This is a genomic window from Streptomyces camelliae, from assembly GCF_027625935.1.
Classification (GTDB): Bacteria; Actinomycetota; Actinomycetes; order Streptomycetales; family Streptomycetaceae; genus Streptomyces; species Streptomyces camelliae.
This window is the reverse complement of record NZ_CP115300.1, coordinates 6,367,443-6,385,115: the sequence shown is the minus strand read 5'-3', so window position 1 is coordinate 6,385,115 and position 17,673 is coordinate 6,367,443. Positions and strand designations below refer to the sequence as shown.

The following is a 17,673-nucleotide window of genomic DNA, read 5'->3' as shown; positions in this document are numbered from 1 at the left end:
GGGACAGGCCGGTCGTGGGGGTGTCTGTACCGAACGGAGGCCCCAGGTTAGGCACGCCTAATCAATGCTTGCAAGTTCAACATTGGGCCAGAGGTCCGTTTCCGGCCGGGATTCCGCCTCGGCCGCGGCCGTCCGCAGCACGGCCCGCGCGACCGCGTCGGCGTCCGACAGCGTCACCGAGTCCACGCCCGGCCGGGCCCCGGCCGCCGTCACCCAGTGCACGCCCTCCGTGGGCACGCCGAACGCGAACAGCCTTGTGTGGATGAAACCTTGACGATCTATCAGGCGATACGGACGGCGGGTCACGTCCAGTCCACCGGTTTCGTAACCGTCAACCGTGTGCGTCCGGCAACCGCCGTCCGCGAGCAGCGTCGCGAGCAACTCGTCGGCCGTGTACCGCAGATCGGGTTCCGGAAGCCGCGCCTCTATGAGAGTCGTCACACGGACCGCGGACCCCGGCACGTCCGGCGAGGCCGCCACCCAGCCCGCCGGCCCTTCCCGCACGTCGAGCCGCGGGCCCAGGACCTCCACCACGCCCGCCGCCAGCAAAGCCCTCAACTCCTCGATACGGCGCCGGGGCGGGCCGATGGACAGGAAGGCGTTGAGCGGGGTGTACCAGCGGTCCAGGTCCGCGCGCCGCGAGGCACCGCTCAGCCCGCCGTGGTCGACCACCAGCCGTATCTCGTTGCGCAGGTCGCGCAGCACGTCGAGGGCCGCCTTGAGCGGGCCGCGCACATTGCCCAGGGCGGCCTGCTCGGCATCCTCGCGCAGATACCCCAGCAGCCACGCCCGCCATCGCCCCGGATCCCCGAACTCCCGCTCCCCGTACGGCCGGGCCACCCGCTCCCAGCTCCACCGCTCGCCCTCGGCCACCCCGAACTCGTCCAGCAGCAGCGCCTCTCGGGGATCGCCGTGGGGTACGGCGAGGAAGCGCTCGGCGAGATCCGTACGGCCGGTGAGGGCGCCGTAGTAGACCGTCTCCACCTCCTTCGCCACCAGCGGCCATATCTCGGCGCGGAAGTCGGGCGCCTCGCCGGAGTCGGCACGCTTGCGGAAGCCCTCGATCACCTCCGGGGTGAGCAGCAGCGGGGTGTGCCGGCCGTACGGACCCTTGGCGTTGTCGCCGCGCGCCTGGTACGGCACCCCGCGCCGCGAACCGGCGTACAGGCGGGGTTCGCGCCCGGAGGGCAGATAGCGCAGCCCGCCGCCGGACCCGTCCCGGACGAACCGGCCGCCACGGCCGGCGGTGAACAGGGCGAGGTAGTCGAAGAAGGTGAGCCCGAGGCCGCGCAGCAGGGCCGCCTCGCCGGGCCGGATCGCGTCGAGTCCGACGTCGGCCGGGTTGCCGGGCGGGATGTGGGTGAGGCCGTGCCGGGCGGCGTACGCGGCGGTGCGGCGCTCCTCCTCGGTGCCGGCGGCGGGCAGATGCCCCTGGGCCAGCACCACGGCGGCGAGGCCGGACAGGACCCGCCCGTCATCGAGGGTGAGGACCTGACGGCCGCCGGCGGTGCCGTCGTCGGTGCCGTCTTCGGTGCCGTCTTCGGTGCCGTCTTCGGTGCCGTCTTCGGTGCCGTCTTCGGTGCCGTCTTCGGCGAGGCGTACGGCACGGGCCCGGTGGACGCGGACGTCCACGGATTCGGGCGCCTCGCGGACGGTGCGGGCGAACACCCACTCCAGATAACGGCCGTAGTGCGCACGGGTCGGGTACGCGTCCGGGCCCACCTCGCCGTCCGCCCACTCGTACAGACTCGGGCCCGGACGAACGGGGCCCGCGCACTCCACGCTCTCGTCGGTGAACAGCGTCACCTGGCTCGCCACGGTGTTCATCAGCAGCTCGGCCGGCTGCGCGGTCCGCCAGACCCGGCCGGGGCCGGGCGGCGCCGGGTCGATCACATGGACCGTCAGCCGGACACCGGCCGGAAGAAGCTCCGGCGCGGAGGCGCAGAGCCGCTCCAGCACGCTGGTTCCACGGGGACCGGCTCCGACCAGGGCGACGGAGATCGTAGACAAAGGGGAACTCCCGGGCGTGATGGCGTCCGCCGGTCAAGCGGACGGGGAGCTTCATCTTGCCCGGTGCTCACCAACAGCCTTGACCGCGGCCCGAGTTGCCCCTCTACGGAACACTCCTGGCCGATTGGCCCCGTACCTCCAGACCCCCGAGCAGTTCGGCCGTCGCCTCCGCCACCGCCGCGACGGCCCTGTCGAAGACCTCGCGGTTGTGGGCGGCGGGAGCGCGGAAGCCCGAAACCTTGCGGACGTACTGCAGCGCGGCGGCGTGGATGTCCTCGTCCGTGGCCTCGTCGGGGAGCACGGGCGGACGCAGCGTCTTGATACTCCGGCACATGCGCCCAGTGTCCCGCACCGCGCACGCCCCTGCGATGATCCCTGCGAAGGCGGCCACCGATTCCCGGGGCCGACCGTCGAAGGGAACACCATCATGGCAAGCAAGAGCACCGTGGCCGTCCTCGGACCCGGTGGCACGGGCGGCCTCCTCGCCGCTCTCCTCTCCCGCTCCGGCCACCGCGTCGTCTGCCTGGCCCAGGAGCACACGGCCGGCACCCTGCGCCGTACCGGAATCGCCGTCCGCAGCCCGCAGTTCGGCGAGTTCACCGCGCCCGTCGAGGCGGACACCGAGCTGCGCGAACCGGTGGACGTCTGTCTGATCGCCGTCAAGCACACCACGCTCGACGCGGCCCTCACCCGCGTCCCGCCGGCCGCGCTCGGCGACGCCCTCGTCGTACCGCTGCTGAACGGCGTCGAGCACCCCGCCGCACTCCGTGCCCGGTACCGCGCCGACCGGGTCGCCCCGGCGGTGATCCGCGTGGAGTCCACCCGGACCGCCCCCGGCGTGATCGAGCACGGCAGCCCGTTCACGGAGATCGACCTCGCCGGGGACGGCGTACCGCACGCCCGTCTGGACGCCCTGGCCGCCGTGCTCACGGGCGCCGGTGTGACCGCCCGCGTGGTCGAGGACGAGACGGCGGCCCTGTGGGCGAAGATGGCGTTCCTGGCCCCGTTCGCGCTGCTCACCACCCGCTACGGCCTCCCGCTCGGCGAGGCCCGCACCCGGCACCGCGCGGAGCTGGAGGATCTCGTCGCCGAGACCGCGGCGGTCAGCCGCGCCTGCGGCGCCCCCGCCGACCCGGCCCAGGCCCTGGCCCGGTACGACACCTTCCCGCCCGGCACCAAGTCGTCCATGCAGCGCGACGCCGAGGCGGGCCGCCCGCTGGAGCTGGACGCGATCGGCGGGGCGCTGCTGCGCGCGGCCGACCGGCACGGCGTCCCGGCACCGGTGACGGCCCGCCTGGTGAGCGAGCTGCGGGCCGCCGGCCACTGACGACCGAGGGAGGCAGGTGAGGGGGCGGCGCCGGTGCGCGTCGCCCCCTCACCCGTTTCGCCACCCGATCGGCTGAACCTCCTCTCGGACCCCGTGAACGAGCTCGCACCCCAAAATCGAACAGGCGTAGCATTGCCGTGTGGCGACGACCTACGAATTCCCCAGTGACCTCCTCGCCGGTCAGGAGGAGCTGCATCAGGTCAGGGCCGAGCTGTCGGCCCTGCTCAAGCGGCTGCCCTGGTCGGTCGAGCCGATGGACGCGTTCAGCGACGACACCGGCTGGCGCAAGGTGGAGCGGCCCGCGTCCCCGGGGTGGACCGAGGACGAGCAGGCCGAGGTGGAGAAGCTGCGCCGGCGCGAGCACGAGCTGGCGGTGTTCGTCACCACGCACCGCTTCTGGGCCGAGGTCGCGGCGGCGGACCGGGTGGAGATACGTACGCGGCTCAAGCATGCCCGGGAGCGGGCCCAGGAGCAGACGGAGGAGTGAATAAAAGGGGAAACCCCCGACCGTCCGACGGCCGAGGGCTTCTCGCTGGTGGGCGCGGACGGTTTCGAACCGCCGACATCCTGCTTGTAAGGCAGGCGCTCTACCCCTGAGCTACGCACCCCGAACACCCGGGCACACGCCCAGGTCGAGTCGACAGCCTACCTTGCCCGGGCCGGTGCATCGCAAACCCGTTCCGGCGGGTGATCAGGCGGTCAGGGTCTTCCGGGGGATATCCCCACCCCCGCTCCGGGAGTCTCCCTGATTCCCGGCCATGTCTTGATCGCTTACGGTCGTCACAGACCGACACACTCCGCGCCGCCCACCCGGCGGTCCGGTTCAGGGGGAGATCTCGAATGGCCCGTTCCCACGCCGTCCGCGCCGCTGCCATGGCCGTGGTCACCGCAGCGCTCGTCGCAGGGGTGAGCGCCTGCGGCACCTCCGCGAGCGACGACAAGCACCCGGAGCACAAGTCCTTCGCGCTGCACGGCCGTACGCTCACCGTCGACTCCGACGACGCGGCCCTGGAGATCGTCACCGCGCAGGGCGACAAGGCAGGGTCGATCCAGGTCACCCGGTGGTTCAAGGGCAGAGTCGTCGTCGGCGGCAGCCCCAGGGTGAGCTGGTCCTTCCAGGACGACCGGCTGAAGCTGCGCATGCACTGCGACGGGTTCATCGCCGACTGCTCGGCCAAGTACCGGATCGAGGTGCCGCGCGGGATCGGCCTGACGGTGACCGACACCAACGGCGACGTGCAGGCGCAGGGGTTCACGGGTCCGGTCAGCATCCGCAGCGGCAACGGCGCGGTGCGGGTCACCGACTCCAGCGGACCGCTCCAGCTGCGCTCCGGCAACGGCGCGGTCACCGCCCAGGCCGCCTCCCGGCAGGTCCGGGCCGAGACGAGCAACGGCTCGGTGCACCTCGACCTGAGCAACGTACCCGACAGCGTGACCGCCCACAGCAGCAACGGCGCCATGACGATCACCGTGCCCCGCGCCGACTACCGCGTCCGCGCGGACTCGCAGAACGGCAAGGTCTCGGTGTCCGTGCCGCGGTCCGACAGCAGCCCGCACTCGGTGACGGCCGACACCTCCAACGGCGGGATCACGGTCCGTACAACGAACTGACCGGCCCGTGTGTTCGTCTTCACCGGGTGGGAGAATGACACCACCAGGGGCGGACCACAGCACGGGAGAGGGATGTGACGGCGACACCGGGCACGCCAGCGACGCGGACGTACCCGCCGTCGACCTCGCCGTCGACCGCCCGGAGCGGTGCCACGGCTCTGCGCGACACCCTCACCCTGCTGGGCCTGCCGGTGCTGGCCGCGCTGGCGCTGCCCGCCGCGTTCGCCGGCGGTGGCACCCGTCGCTGGTTCGGCGGCCGGGCGGAGAGCCAGCGGGCCGAGGCGCAGGCCGCGAAGGACGCGGCAGCAGCGGCGTTCTACGAGCTCGACACCGCCCAGCGGGACCTGCGGATCTCCGTCGAGACCATCACGGCGGTGGACGACTCCCCCGCCGCGCGGCGTGCCGCGAGCGACTTCGAGGCGCTGGGCCGGCGGATCGACGAGGTCAGCCAGCGCTACATCCAGGCCGTCGACGCCCACGACCTCGACCGGGACGACCTGGAGGCCTCCGCCGCCTCCCGGGCGCGCTCCGAGCTGACCGCGGCCAAGGACGAGCTGCTGCGCGTCAAGCAGGAGCTGGACCGGTTCGGCGGCTCGCTCGCCCCGCTGCTCGGCTCGGCCGAGACGCAGCTGGCCCGGGTGGCGCCAGCCGTGGAGCGGGCCCGGCAGGCGCTGCTGGCCGCGAGCAACGCCCTGGACGGGGCCCGGGGCAAGGGGCTGCGGGCCGACGACCTCGCGGGGCGGCTCGCGGCCCTCTCGCCCGAGCTGACGAAGCTGAACCAGGGCGCGGGGCAGCACGGTGTGCAGCGGACGGTGGAGCGGGCCGAGCGGGTGCAGCGGGAGGCCGGGGCGATCCGGGCCGAGGCCGAGCGGCTGCCGGAGCTGGCGGCCGAGATCGACCACCGGCTGGTCTCCCTGCGGACGCGCGCGCAGGCGCTGACCACGCGCGCCGGGCAGGTGGACCCGGTGCTCAGCGAGTTGCGGCGGCGGTTCGCGGCGGCCTGCTGGCAGGATCTCCAGCAGGTGCCCGAGCAGGCCGCGGAGAACGTACAGCAGGCCGAGCTGAAGCTGCGTGAGGCGCAGTCGGCGCGGGAGGCCCAGCGCTGGCCGGACGCCACGGCGCTGTTGTCGACCGTACGGGCGCTGCTGAACACCACCGACGAGGCCGTGTCGGCCGCCGGGCAGCGGTTGCAGCGGCTGAACGCCGTGCAGAAGGATCCGCAGGCCGAGGTCGAGCGGACACGGTTCGCGATCCGGGATGCCCAGCGGCTGGCGATGACGGGGCGTACGACTCCTGATCCGCGGCACGCCCGGCCGTTGGACGAGGCGGTGGCGCGGCTGGAGCGGGCTGTCGGCTCGTTGCAGGGGCGGCATCCCGACTATTGGCATTTCCTGACGGAGACGGATGCCGTGCGGCAGACGGCGGCGCAGGTCGTCACCCGCATTCGTGAGGAGCGGGGCGGGCATTGAACGGCCGGCCCCGTCGGTTGCGGGGTGCCCGGCGACAGGCGGATAGTGAACTGGATGCATGGCCTCCGCTACACGCCCTAGGGAGGCGGACATGGCCACACACGCAGTGCACGCACGGCGACGGTCGCGGATCCGGTTCGATCAGCATCTGCCCGTCGACCACCGGCTGAACACGGTCTACCGGATCGGTGCGGGGCTGATCGGCGCGTTCCTGGTCGCCTTCGGCATCCTGGGTCTGCTGCACAACATCGGCTTCTTCAGCACCGGCGGCGCCTCGGTCATCGGGCTGAACACCAACGACACGCTGAGCGTGCTGTCGATCGTCGTCGGGGGGATCCTGCTCGTCGGCATGGTGATCGGCGGAAACGTGGCGTCCACGCTGAACATGGTGTTCGGCGTGCTGTTCCTGCTGAGCGGCTTCCTGAACCTCGGCCTGCTGGACACGCCGCAGAACTTCCTGGCGTTCAAGATCCAGAACGTGTTCTTCAGCTTCGTCGTGGGCCTGCTGCTGATGACCTTCGGCATGTACGGCAGGGTCGGCTCGACCCTGCCGCACGACAACCCGTACTGGCGGGCCCGCCATCCCGCGGAGGGCGAGCCCGAGGGGCGTGAGGACGATCAGGTGCGGTAGGCGTAGTAGTACGCGTTCGGGTAGGACGCGACGAGGCTCGCCACCGACCGGTTGTACGTGTTGTTCGAGTGGTACGTCACATACGGCACGCCGTAGCGGTCGCGGTAGGTGACGATCATCGAGTGGTCCTTGGACCCGTCCCGGTTGAAGTCCATCTGGATCACGTCACCGAGGTCCGCCTGGTAGACGTTGGCGAGGGGGGTGACGCGCTTGGAGGACAGGGCGAACCAGGAGAACTCGTTGACGCCGACGAACGAGTCGGACTGGATGTCGGCGGTGCCGAACCACTTGTGGAAGTCGTTCGTGTAGCCGGGGACGTGCTTCCAGCCGCCGGCCTTCAGGGTCTGGCTGACGAAGTTGGTGCAGTCGCCGCCGTCGGTCTCGCCGTTGAAGTCCGGGTAGTTCGGGTTGTAGTGGTTCCAGTACGTCTGTGCGTACGTCACCATGGCCTTGTAGTCGTAGGCGCCACCCGTGAGGTTCTTCGGGTTGGCCGGTGCGGGCCAGCTGGTCGCGGCGCGGGGCGCGTCCGGCGGGCTGTCGTCGGCCGGGGTGGTCTTCGTCTTGGCGACCGACGGCTTGGCGACCTGGTTGACGGCGAGGTAGCCGTCGTCGGTGTCCTTGATGCCGGTCAGCTGCCAGTCGCCGTGGCGGTCGGCCTTGAAGGTCAGCTCGTGGTGGGCCTGGAAGCCGGTGGTCTTCGGCCCCTTGGCCGCCGGCTTCTCGTAAGTCAGCGTCGTGGTCTCGGTGACGGCGACCTTGGCCCGCCGGCCGTGCACCTCGGTCGCGTCCAGCGTGACCTCGGTGCTGCCGGAGCTGTACTTCTCACCGAGCTTGGCGAGCAGGTTCTTGCGGGCGCTCAGCGTCTTCAGCGCGGAGGACTGGTCGTGGGTCTGCCCGCCGGACATCCGCACGGAGCCGGAGAAGCCGGACGTGTGCCGGGTGCCCTTGCTGCCGGCGCCGTCCACCAGGGCCTGGGTACGGTCGGTGAACACCGCGTCCGCCAGCTTCTGGAAGGTCGCCTTGGTGGCCGCGTTCACCGTAGGGTCGTCGACGACGGCGGCGCCCGCGCTCCAGTTGGGCAGCAGGGCCACGCCGGCGACCAGCGAGGCGGCCGCGGCGCCGACTATGGTGGCGCGGCGCCGGTTACGGCTCAGTTTTCTCGATCTCAATGATGTTCCCCTCTATCCCGGTAGACCTACCGAGCGGTAGGCATCCTCGCATGAAACATGTGGCCGATGTGAAGAGAGGTGCACAAGCGGAATTACCGTTATCCGCTTGTCACTTGACGACCGTCGACCAGTCAGCCGGGGCCTGCGCCGGGTCGAGACCGCGCAGCGCGGCGAGCGTCTGCGGTTTCTGCACGTCGAGCCAGTCGGTCAGCTCCTTGAAGGACACGCACTTGACGCCCTGCCTGGTGCAGATCTTCGGGATGATCTGGTCGATGGCCTTCATGTAGATGCCGCCGTTCCAGCTCTCGAAGTGGTTGCCGATGAACAGGGGGGCTCGGCTGCCGTAGTAGACGCGGTCGAAGCCGTTCATGTACGAGTCGACGGCCTGCTGTTCCCACTGGGCGTACTTGGACGGATCGCCGTGGACCTCGCCGTTCGACTGGTTGTAGAGGAAGTTGAAGTCCATCGACAGGGCCTGCGTCTTCTGCGAGAACGGGAGCAGTTCCAGCGGGTAGTCCCAGATGCCGTTCTTCTTGGCCGGCCAGATCTGGAAGTCGCCCGGGGAGCTGGCGTCGTAGCGCCAGCCGTAGCCGTACTTCTGCAGGGCCTTCAGCAGGTTCGGCTGGCCCTCCAGGCAGGGCGCGCGGCCGCCGGTGACCTCCTGCTTGAAGTCGAAGGGCAGCGCCGGGATGTCGGTGTAGCCGGTGTTGGTCTTCCACTTCTCCACGAAGGAGTAGAACTGGTCGATCTCGCTCTTCCACTGCTCGACGCTCCAGTCGCCGCCGCCCTTGGCGCCGCAGAAGTGTCCGTTGAAGTGGGTGCCGATCTCGTTGCCCTGCTCGTAGGCGAGGCGGAGCTGTTCCAGGGTGGTGCGGATGTGGTCGTCGGTGGCGTAGTCGATCGCGGCGTCACCGGGGTTGTGCATGGGGCCCTGGTACAGGGACTTCTTGCTCTTGGGCAGCAGGTAGATGCCGGTGAGGAAGAAGGTCATGTGGGCGTTGTACTGCTTGGCCATCTCCCGGTAGTGCGAGAAGAGATGGTCGCTGCCCTCCAGGGCGCCGTCCCAGGAGAAGACGACGAACTGGGGCGGCTTCTCACCGGGCTTGAGCGGCACCGGCTTCAACTGCCCCTTCTGCGGGCCGGTGTAGGAGGTGGAGCCGTCTCCGAGGATCTTGGTCTTGCCGTCCCAGGAGGGGCTCGGGCTGGGCTTGGCGGTGGCGTTCGACTTCGGCTGCGGGCCGGCGGAGGCGGTCGGGGTGGTGCGGTCGGCGCGGGTCAGGGCCAGGTATCCGGCCACGAGCGAGGCGATGACGAGAAAGGCGGCCAGCGTCAGCACCTGCGGCCGGCGTATGAGGGCCGGGGCGGGCGCTTGTCGGCGGCGCGGCGACTTCTTGCGGGGCATACGCGGCTCAATCTGCGAAGGGGGGCGGCGGGTGTGGGTGCGGGTGCGGGCCCTGGGGTCAGTCCAGGCCCATGGCGGCCGACCACAGGCGGTACGGCACGCTGTCGGCGGGCGTTCCGGCCAACCCCTGGAGCGGCAGCGGCTCCAGGGACTTCGACAGGTCCATGCGGTAGACGACGACGGCCGTCGAGACGGAGTCGGTCGTACCGGCGTACCAGGCGGCGGTGTCGTCCTGGGTGGTGCCGGCCTTCCCCGCCGCTCCCGGCCGGGTCGCTGCCGCGGCCGGGTGGGCGGCGCGGAAGGAGTCGGTGAGCGCCTCGGTGACCTCCTGGGCCGTCTCGGCGCCGACCGCGCGCTCGGGGCGCGGGGTGTTCAGGGCGACCGGCGCGCCGTTGCGGGTGATCCGGCGCACCGAGTACGGCTCGGTGTGGGTGCCGTCGGCGGCGAACGTGGCGTACCCGCTCGCCATGCGGATCGCGCTCGGCGTGGAGCTGCCCAGCGACAGCGCCGGCACCTGGGGGCCGAGGGTGTCGGGCAGCAGTCCGGCGGACTCGGCGGTCTGCCGGACCGTGTTCAGGCCGGTGTCCATGCCCAGCTGCATGAACGGGGTGTTCACCGACCGGGCGAGGGCCTGGCGCAGGGTGATCTGCCCGTACGACGTGTGGCCGTCGTTGCGCGTGAGGATCCTTTTGCCGCTGCGGTCCCAGTACGGCCCCTCGGGGGTCATGACGGGAATGTTGTCGTTGCCGTCGTAGACGCTGTCCGGGGTGACGGGGGTTGCGGGCCCGCCGCGCGTCTTGTGGACGCCGTGCTCCAGCCCGGCCGCGTAGACGAACGGCAGGAAGGCGGTGCCGGCCGGGACGGTGGCCGCGTTGGACTCGTTGTAGCCCTGCGTACGGTGGTCGGGGCCGCCGTAGACCGCGAGGATCCGGCCGTCGGCGGCGACGGAGGCGGCGCCGTAGTGGGCGTCCTTCGCCTGGGCCGGGTGGTCCCGCTTGGCCTGCTTGCGGGCCTGGGTGACGGCGTCGGTGAGGTCCTTCTCCCGCTTGCGGTCGAAGGTCGTGTAGATCTGGTAGCCGCCCAGGTCGAACTGCTGGTCGGTCAGGCCCCCGGCCTTCTTGGCGTACTGCGAGGCCAGCTCCACCAGGTAGTCGCTCTGCTCGCCGGTGTTGTACAGCGGGTTGCTCTTCAGCGGCTCGGGGAACGTCGTGTACGTGGCCCGCTCCTGCGGTGTCAGCTTGTGGATCTTGACCATGCGGTCGAGGATCCACTTCCAGCGCTCCTCGGCCCGGTGGTGGTTGGCCTTGCTGAGCGTGGGGTCGTACAGGCCGGCGCCCTTGAGCAGGCCCGCGAGCATCGCCGCCTCGGAGACGTTGAGCTTGCCGACGTCCTTGCCGTAGTAGGCCTGGGCGGCGCGCTGGATGCCGTAGGTGCCCCGGCCGAACCAGCTGGTGTTGAGATAGCCCTCCAGGATCTTGTCCTTGCTCATCTTGTTGTCGAGCTTGAGGGCGATCATCGCCTCGGTGAACTTGCGGGTGACCGTCTGGTTCTGGTTGAGATAGACGTTTTTGACGTACTGCTGGGTGATGGTGGAGCCACCGGCGGTGTACCCCTCCCCCACGGTCTGCCACAGGGCGCGGGTGATGCCCCGCATGGATATGCCGGGGTCGGAGTAGAAGGTCTCGTTCTCCGCCGCGAGCACCGCCCAGCGGACGTCCTGGGGGATGTCCTTGAGCGGCATCGCCTGCCGCTGCACCCAGCCCGTGCGGGCCATGGGTGTGCCGTCGGACCAGAAGTAGACGTTGTCCTGCTGGGTGGCGTACGTGTTCAGGTTGCTCGGTATGTCCGTCATCGCGTACGCCGTGACGAGGAAGGCGCCGAGCAGACCGACGGAGCTGAGGAAACCGCCGAGCCACTGGCGCCAGGAGGGCACCCAGCGGCGCCAGCCGGTCCGGCCCGGGCGCGGGTAGACGGGCTTCAGGCGGCGCACGTAGGGAGCGAGGCGGCGCATGTAGGGCGCGAGGCGGCGCGCGTACGGTGCCAGCGGGCCGAACAGCGCCAGCAGCCGGCGGGCCGCTCCCTCGGCACGCATGCGCGCCGAGGGGCGCGCACTGCGCCGGCGCTCGGCCCGGCCACCCCCCTGCGCGGGCGGCTCCGGCGGTGCGGGCACCCGCAACTGCATGGTCTCGTCCGCCCGGACGGCACCGACCCTGATGTGCAGGGTCGCCTCGGCGTCGGACAGCGCCTCGCCATGGTCTCCCCCACGGGAACGATCCTGTCCCCGCGACGCGTCAGTCACGACGGCGTCTCCCCTCCGCACTCGCTCTTGCCCGCGCGGTGAGCTGAGCGTTCTCGCAACGGCGCAAACAAGCTATCAGCGTATTTTCGAAACCCTCACACATGTGTCTGTGAAGAAGCCCGTTCGAGCCGGATCAAGGGGTCGAAACCGGGGCCATGGCGGTTAACCTGAGGCCATGCCTCGCTACGAATACCGCTGCCGGACCTGCGGCGACACATTCGAACTCAGCCGACCGATGGCGGAGTCGGCCGCCCCCGCGACGTGCCCCGCAGGACACGCCGACACGGTGAAGTTGCTGTCCACCGTGGCGGTCGGAGGTACGGCCGCCAAGGCGCCGGCCTCCAGCGGGGGCGGCGGGTGTTGTGGTGGAGGGTGCTGCGGCTAACCCTGCCGGGCAGCCCGGAGAAACTCCCGCAGGATCCGCTCCCCCGCCAGGACCCCCCGCTCGGGCAGCGCGCCGATCTCCGGGGCCGTCCAGCCCGTGTCGGCAAGCTCGCCGTGCCCCGGGCGCCAGCCCCGGTCGGCGGCCAGGAGGAGGTCGGCGTCCAGGAGGGAGTCGCCGGCCGCCAGGGTCAGCTCCGCGCCGGTACGGCGGGCCACCTCCCGCACCGCCGCGCTCTTGGTGAGCGGCTTCGGGACGGCGTAGATCTTGCGGCCCTGGAGGGAGACCGTCCAGCCCCGGGCCTCCGCCCACACCGCCAGCTCCTTCACCCACTCCTCGGGCAGCAGCTCGCGCTCGACGACCAGATAGGTGAACAGCTCCTCGGCGACCCGGTGCTTGCGCACCCACGCCGGGTCCGCCGTCCGTGCCAGATGCTCGCGCACCTCCGCCAGCGGCGCGCACTCGTCGGCCAGCCGGGCCTGCACGCCCGCGTGCCAGTCGGTGTCGGTGACCCCGTCGACCAGCAGATGGCCGCCGTTGGCACAGATCGCGTACGCCGGCGGCGGTCCGGGCAGATTGATCCGCTGGTACTGCTTGCGGGTCCGCGTGGTCGTCGGCACGAAGACGGCCGCGTCCCCGAGGTCGGTCAGCAGCTGGGCGGCCGTCTCGGTCATGTACGACAGCGGCCTGGCCTCGTGCACCTCCACGCACAGCAGCCGGGGCGCCCGCGGGTCCGGCATGGTCAGCGCGAGGGCCGCCGAGGAGTAGATCAGCGTACGGTCGAGGTCGCTCGCCACCAGCACCGGCATCAGACGTTCACCGCCTTGCCGTCGGCGCCCGTGGCGCCCCGCGTGTACTGGGGGTGGATCAACCCGACGCAGGTGTACGGCAGTTCGCCGACCTCCTCGACGGGGACGCCCCTCTGCTCGGCGAGCAGGCGTACGTGGTCGAGGTCGGCGCCCGCCCCTGCGCGGGCCAGGATCTTCCAGGGCACCCGGCGCAGCAGCACCCGGGTGGTCTCGCCGACGCCGGGCTTGACGAGGTTCACGTCGTGGATGCCGTACTCCTCGCTGATCCGCTCCACGGCCCGCCAGCCCGCCCAGGTCGGGGTGCGGTCCTCGGCCATCAGCTCCTTGACGGCGGTGCCGACGGTGTCGGCGACCTCGGGGAAGCGGGCGGCGACGGCGTCGAGGAAGGCCACGGAGACGTCGGAGCCGGCGAGTTCGCGGTAGAACTTCGCGCCGTGGAAGTCGTCCGGGCCGACCAGGTCGGCGCGCAGGACCGTCCGCGAGATCAGGCCGGAGACGGTCGAGTTGAGGCAGGCCGAGGGGATGAGGAAGTCCTCGCGGGTGCCGTAGGTGCGCACGCAGGAGCCCGGGTCGGCGAGTACCGCGATCTCCGGGTCGAAGCCGCCGATCCCCTCCGCCCGCTCGAACTCCTCGATGGCCTGGGCGAGTTCACGGGTGATCGCACCCTTGCCGGTCCAGCCGTCCACGAAGACGACGTCCCGGGGGTCGTGGTGCGCGGCGAGCCAGCGCAGCGCGTTGGCATCGATGCCCCGGCCGCGCACGATGGACACGGCGTAGTGCGGCAGGTCCAGCCCGTGCCGGAACTGCGCCCAGCGGCGCATGAGGACGCCGACCGGGGTCCCGGCCCGCGCCAGCGACACCAGCACCGGACGCGGCGACCGCTCGGCGAGCACCGTCTCCGTCACCACCCCGACGGCGTGCGCGATACGGGCGGCGGAGGCGTCGAGGGCGGCCTGGAACAGCTCCTGGTACTGCTCGCTGGGCTGGTACTCCACCGGCAGTGACTCGGCGTAGTGCGCCCCGCCGCTCTGGATGGCCTCCTCCCGCTCCTCGGTCGGCGCCTCCAGGGTGACGTCGGAGAGGTCCTGGAGCAGCCAGCCGACCTCCTCGGGCGCGTAACTGGAGAATGCGGGGCCACGGAGGGGCTCGGGCAGCATGGCCGGCCTTTCGGAAGCGTGCGGGACGTACGACGGGACGACCGCGAGCAGGACGTGCGGGGTGTGGGCGGCGAGGCGGGCCAGCAGCCCGTCCGGCGCGTGCAGGGCGGGGGTGTCGGCGACCGAGTCCACCACGGTCACGACGGCGTCGAAGCCGGCGCCGGCGACGTTGTACGCGTAGCGCTCGCCGGGGCCGTCGGCCGGGTCGTCATGGGCGGGGAAGACCAGCCGGGTGCGGATCGCATAGCCGGGGTCGTCCAGCGCGAGCACGGGCGACCGGGTGGTGGTCGAGAACCGCACCTCGGCATCCATGACCTGCTCCAGCTCCCGGGCGAGCCGCAGCGGGGCGTACATCAGCTCTTCGAAGCCGAGGACGAGGACGCGGCGGGCGGCGGCGGGCAGGGCTTCCGCTATTCGGGCAGCCATCTCGGGCAGCGCGGCTTCGAGACGGGTGCGATGGGCGGGGGTGAAACCGTGGCGCCCGCCGTCCGGGACGCGGTGAGGCCAGTGGAGGTCCACACGGCTCGGCCGGTGCGCCCCGACAGCGGCGCGAGCCGCCACACCCGACCCGGACCCGGCAGTCTCATGGTGCGCCACGAGTCGCTGCCCCTTCTCCAGCACACCCTCCGGCAGCCGTACGACCCCGGACGCGGCGGCGATCAGATCCACCCGCGCCCCGATCTCACCGGCGAACCGTTCCATCCGCTCGACGTCCTCCGCCGACCGCATGTCGACCAGCGCCACCACCACATACCGCCCGCGCGGATACCGCTCGTGCAGATCACGAATGGTGTTCAGCACGGTGTTACCGGTGGAGAACTCGTCGTCGACCAGGACCAGCGGACCGTGACCGGCCAGCAGCGACGGATCCTCCGGCAGCAGAAGATGCGACGTGGCATGCGAGTGCGACTCCTCGAAGCCGCCCGCCCGGGCGACCCCGGCCACCGGTCGGCGCGTGGAGTGCAGATACGGCGCCGTACCGAGCCCGTCGGCCACCGCATGGCCGAGCCCCGTCGCGGTCTCCGCGTAGCCGAGGACGACAGCGGCACCCGCCTCCGCCTCACCCAGCAGTTCGGCAACCCGACGACCCAGCCGGACCCCATGGCCGTAGACCACGGACGGCGACTGCGGGACATGCTTGCCGAGCACGTTGGAGACGAGCAGATGGGCCCGCTTGGGGTTACGGCGCAGGGCGAGCCCGAGCAGGGCGGGCAGGCCCTCGTCGCCCACGAGTTCGACCCCGAGCCGCTCCGCGACCCAGGTGCCGGACCAGCCCCCGTCGTTCACTGCGTTCTTCATGCGTCCCTTATTCCGGCGGCGAGCAACTCCACGAAACCGACGTCCTCGTGGGCCACGCCGAAGGCCTCGGCGCGCAGCAGGGTCCGCTCGGCCCAGGCGCGGTGCGGCTTCACCTCGTTCATCTTGTTCGTGTAGGCCGAGCGGAGCACTCCCCCGCCGCCCCGCTCGGGGCGCAGGATGTCCTGGGCGTCGCTGTACTCCTCGTGGCTGACCACGGACAGCGCGTGCACGGGCAGCACATGGGAGGGGTGGATGCAGGTCTTGCCGAGCAGACCGTTGGCGTGGTCGAGGGAGATCTCCCGCAGCAGTCCGTCCATGGCGTGCTCCAGCAGCTTCTCGCGCAGCTCGACGGCCTGCACCTCCAGGAAGGGGCTCTGCCGCAGCTGTGGCTTGAACATGCGCTCGGAGAGCCGGAAGTACTCCCACACGGGTCCGGTCACGGTGAATCCGGTGCCGTCGGCCCGGCCCAGCATGTTCACGACGTCGGCGATCACGGAGGCGACCACCTGGACGTCGTAGGCGGTCATGTCGGGGGCGCGGCGCAGGCCGTAGGAGGAGCAGAAGTCGGTGACGCCGAGGCGCAGGGCCAGCACCCGGTCGCGGTACTTGTCGACCGCGCGGGCGATGCCCTCCAGGGTGTCCACGCGGGATTCGCGGTAGAGCAGCTCGGGGGACTCCAGGACCGGCATGGCGAACAGCCGGCGCCCGCTGTCGGCCTCGGCGGCCGCCAGGGCCTCCAGGAACGGGATACCGCGCTCCTCGGTGAACTTCGGCAGCACGAACCCGGACAGCAGGCGTACGGACGCGCCGAGCCGGTGCACGAGGTCGGGGATCTGCTCGGGGGTGCGCACCCGGATGAAGAGCAGCGGCGGCTCGGTGCCGGGCCGGGCGGCGAGGTCGGCGAACTGGCGCACCAGGTTCTCCTCGCCGGCCACGACGTCCGCGTCGTCGATCGAGTCCTCCAGGCACAGCACCATCGAGACCACGCCGTTCCCGGCCTGCTTGACGATGTCGTCGGCGAGCCGCAGCCGGGTTGCCGGGCTGTACAGGGTGGCGCCGAGGGCGCAGGCGAGCAGCCGGGCCGGAGAGTCGGCGGTGAAGTCGCACGGCTCCCGGTGGAAGAGGCGCTGCCGCACCTCGGGGGCGATGTGCCCGAAATGACGCATATAACTCCCTACAGGCGCGGGCCCGGGTCTGTGTTCGGTAAAAGGTGGCCGGTAATAGTACGTAGAGACCCGTGTCCGGGGTTCCCTGCGGGCATGAATTTCCGGTAACTCGCTTGTGTCGGCGGCCTTCGGCGGCCCTACCCCCGCATTGTCGTGACCAGGACCGAGAAGGCAGGATGACCGCATGACGCACGCGATGCTGAAGGGGTCGAACGTCCCGCTGGAAGCCACCACGGTCCGGGCCGTGCTGCGCTGGACCCCCGGGCAGGGAGTCCCGGACGTGGACGCCTCGGCGCTGCTGCTCGGCCCCGACGGCCGTGTGCGCTCGGACGAGGACTTCGTCTTCTACAACCAGCCCCGGCATCCCTCCGGAAAGGTGTGGCGGCTCGGCAAGAAACGCGTCGCCGAGGGACTGACCGACACGATCCAGACAGATCTTCCCGGTGTCGAGCCGGGCGTCGGGCGGATCCTGCTCGTCGCCTCCGCCGACGGCGTCACCTTCGACCAGGTGCCGGCGCTGTGCATCCTGCTGTACGACGCGGTCGCCGACGGGGAGCCGCTGGCCAGCTTCGAGATCAAGCCGGAGACCGGCGCGGAGACGGCGCTGATCTGCGGTGAGCTGTACCGGCGCGGGGAGGGCTGGAAGTTCCGCGCGCTGGGCGAGGGGTACCAGGACGGGCTGAAGGGGCTCGCGACGGACTTCGGCATCTCGGTGGACGAGTCGGAGGCCGAGCCGGAGCCCACGGCGTCCCAGCCGTTGCCTCCCGAGCAGCCGACGACGGCCGTACCGCAGCAGCCGCCGGCGTACGGCTATCCGCAGCCGACATCGGCCGCGCCCGCGTACGGGTACCCGCAGCCGGTGCCGGTGCCGGTCGCCGCCGACCCGAACTTCCGGCTGCCGCCGCAGGGGCCGCAGTTCATCGGGCGGTGAGAGGGGCCGCG

At 71.3% G+C, this 17,673-nt stretch carries 15 protein-coding genes and 1 tRNA gene; 7 read left to right on the top strand and 9 right to left on the bottom strand.

The genetic code is table 11. From position 1 onward, the window contains the following. Positions 1-57: 57 nt before the first annotated feature. Positions 58-2,001 carry an FAD/NAD(P)-binding protein gene (locus O1G22_RS29235; protein WP_270086581.1) on the bottom strand — a complete coding sequence of 648 codons (1,944 nt, stop codon included), beginning with the start codon at positions 1,999-2,001 and terminating at the stop codon, positions 58-60. Positions 2,002-2,113: 112 nt separating this feature from the next. Further along, positions 2,114-2,344, bottom strand: coding sequence for a DUF2277 domain-containing protein (locus O1G22_RS29230; protein WP_225096996.1), 231 nt, complete (start codon positions 2,342-2,344; stop codon positions 2,114-2,116). Between the two features lie 93 nt (positions 2,345-2,437). On the opposite strand from O1G22_RS29230, the gene O1G22_RS29225 reads away from it, so the two are divergent. Beyond that, positions 2,438-3,337: a ketopantoate reductase family protein gene (locus tag O1G22_RS29225; RefSeq protein ID WP_270084046.1), complete on the top strand. Its 900-nt coding sequence runs from the start codon at positions 2,438-2,440 to the stop codon at positions 3,335-3,337. Between the two features lie 139 nt (positions 3,338-3,476). Next, positions 3,477-3,824, top strand: coding sequence for a hypothetical protein (locus tag O1G22_RS29220; RefSeq protein WP_270084045.1), 348 nt, complete (start codon positions 3,477-3,479; stop codon positions 3,822-3,824). Between the two features lie 46 nt (positions 3,825-3,870). Here the strand turns inward: O1G22_RS29220 and O1G22_RS29215 are convergent. Then, positions 3,871-3,945: transfer RNA gene (locus O1G22_RS29215), tRNA-Val, on the bottom strand. Positions 3,946-4,177: 232 nt separating this feature from the next. Here O1G22_RS29215 and O1G22_RS29210 point away from each other — a divergent pair. The 3 genes from O1G22_RS29210 to O1G22_RS29200 all read left to right on the top strand — a co-directional run bounded on the left by O1G22_RS29210 (position 4,178) and on the right by O1G22_RS29200 (position 7,048). Then, positions 4,178-4,948, top strand: a complete 771-nt coding sequence (locus tag O1G22_RS29210) for a DUF4097 family beta strand repeat-containing protein (protein ID WP_270084044.1) — start codon at positions 4,178-4,180, stop codon at positions 4,946-4,948. 74 nt (positions 4,949-5,022) lie between these two features. Further along, entirely contained in the window at positions 5,023-6,417 is a 1,395-nt protein-coding gene (locus tag O1G22_RS29205) for a hypothetical protein (protein ID WP_270084043.1), read from the top strand. 91 nt (positions 6,418-6,508) lie between these two features. Then, complete coding sequence (locus O1G22_RS29200; protein ID WP_270084042.1) at positions 6,509-7,048, top strand: DUF4383 domain-containing protein; 540 nt, start codon at positions 6,509-6,511, stop codon at positions 7,046-7,048. Here the strand turns inward: O1G22_RS29200 and O1G22_RS29195 are convergent. From O1G22_RS29195 to O1G22_RS29185, 3 genes are all read right to left on the bottom strand, one after another. Continuing rightward, positions 7,036-8,151 carry an amidase domain-containing protein gene (locus O1G22_RS29195; protein WP_270086580.1) on the bottom strand — a complete coding sequence of 372 codons (1,116 nt, stop codon included), beginning with the start codon at positions 8,149-8,151 and terminating at the stop codon, positions 7,036-7,038. The two genes, O1G22_RS29200 and O1G22_RS29195, sit on opposite strands and share 13 nt — an antisense overlap. A 175-nt stretch (positions 8,152-8,326) precedes the next feature. Next, the gene (locus O1G22_RS29190; protein WP_270084041.1) at positions 8,327-9,619 is read right to left on the bottom strand and encodes a polysaccharide deacetylase family protein; all 1,293 of its coding nucleotides are present in this window, start codon (positions 9,617-9,619) and stop codon (positions 8,327-8,329) included. Positions 9,620-9,677: 58 nt separating this feature from the next. Beyond that, positions 9,678-11,711, bottom strand: a complete 2,034-nt coding sequence (locus O1G22_RS29185) for a transglycosylase domain-containing protein (protein WP_270086579.1) — start codon at positions 11,709-11,711, stop codon at positions 9,678-9,680. Positions 11,712-12,093: 382 nt separating this feature from the next. On the opposite strand from O1G22_RS29185, the gene O1G22_RS29180 reads away from it, so the two are divergent. Beyond that, positions 12,094-12,303, top strand: coding sequence for an FmdB family zinc ribbon protein (locus O1G22_RS29180; RefSeq protein WP_225096990.1), 210 nt, complete (start codon positions 12,094-12,096; stop codon positions 12,301-12,303). Here O1G22_RS29180 and O1G22_RS29175 read toward each other — a convergent pair. The 3 genes from O1G22_RS29175 to O1G22_RS29165 are packed head-to-tail and all read right to left on the bottom strand — an operon-like array spanning position 12,300 to position 16,731. Then, the gene (locus O1G22_RS29175; protein WP_270084040.1) at positions 12,300-13,109 is read right to left on the bottom strand and encodes an HAD family hydrolase; all 810 of its coding nucleotides are present in this window, start codon (positions 13,107-13,109) and stop codon (positions 12,300-12,302) included. The two genes, O1G22_RS29180 and O1G22_RS29175, sit on opposite strands and share 4 nt — an antisense overlap. Beyond that, a complete protein-coding gene (locus tag O1G22_RS29170) occupies positions 13,109-15,565 on the bottom strand; it encodes a phosphoribosyltransferase (protein WP_270084039.1) in 2,457 nt (818 codons plus the stop codon). Before O1G22_RS29170 ends, O1G22_RS29175 begins: the two co-directional genes overlap by 1 nt. Next, positions 15,562-16,731, bottom strand: coding sequence for an HpcH/HpaI aldolase/citrate lyase family protein (locus tag O1G22_RS29165; RefSeq protein WP_270084038.1), 1,170 nt, complete (start codon positions 16,729-16,731; stop codon positions 15,562-15,564). Before O1G22_RS29165 ends, O1G22_RS29170 begins: the two co-directional genes overlap by 4 nt. Positions 16,732-16,915: 184 nt before the next feature. On the opposite strand from O1G22_RS29165, the gene O1G22_RS29160 reads away from it, so the two are divergent. Further along, positions 16,916-17,662, top strand: a complete 747-nt coding sequence (locus tag O1G22_RS29160) for a TerD family protein (RefSeq protein ID WP_270084037.1) — start codon at positions 16,916-16,918, stop codon at positions 17,660-17,662. Positions 17,663-17,673: the final 11 nt, after the last annotated feature.

Coding starts and splice junctions, on each gene's coding strand:
- O1G22_RS29190 (WP_270084041.1), bottom strand. CDS start 9,619: ATGCCCCGCAAGAAGTCGCCGCGCCGCCGACAAGCGCCCGCCCCGGCC.
- O1G22_RS29230 (WP_225096996.1), bottom strand. CDS start 2,344: ATGTGCCGGAGTATCAAGACGCTGCGTCCGCCCGTGCTCCCCGACGAG.
- O1G22_RS29210 (WP_270084044.1), top strand. CDS start 4,178: ATGGCCCGTTCCCACGCCGTCCGCGCCGCTGCCATGGCCGTGGTCACC.
- O1G22_RS29170 (WP_270084039.1), bottom strand. CDS start 15,565: ATGAAGAACGCAGTGAACGACGGGGGCTGGTCCGGCACCTGGGTCGCG.
- O1G22_RS29180 (WP_225096990.1), top strand. CDS start 12,094: ATGCCTCGCTACGAATACCGCTGCCGGACCTGCGGCGACACATTCGAA.
- O1G22_RS29225 (WP_270084046.1), top strand. CDS start 2,438: ATGGCAAGCAAGAGCACCGTGGCCGTCCTCGGACCCGGTGGCACGGGC.
- O1G22_RS29165 (WP_270084038.1), bottom strand. CDS start 16,731: ATGCGTCATTTCGGGCACATCGCCCCCGAGGTGCGGCAGCGCCTCTTC.
- O1G22_RS29185 (WP_270086579.1), bottom strand. CDS start 11,711: ATGCGTGCCGAGGGAGCGGCCCGCCGGCTGCTGGCGCTGTTCGGCCCG.
- O1G22_RS29200 (WP_270084042.1), top strand. CDS start 6,509: ATGGCCACACACGCAGTGCACGCACGGCGACGGTCGCGGATCCGGTTC.
- O1G22_RS29160 (WP_270084037.1), top strand. CDS start 16,916: ATGACGCACGCGATGCTGAAGGGGTCGAACGTCCCGCTGGAAGCCACC.
- O1G22_RS29175 (WP_270084040.1), bottom strand. CDS start 13,109: ATGCCGGTGCTGGTGGCGAGCGACCTCGACCGTACGCTGATCTACTCC.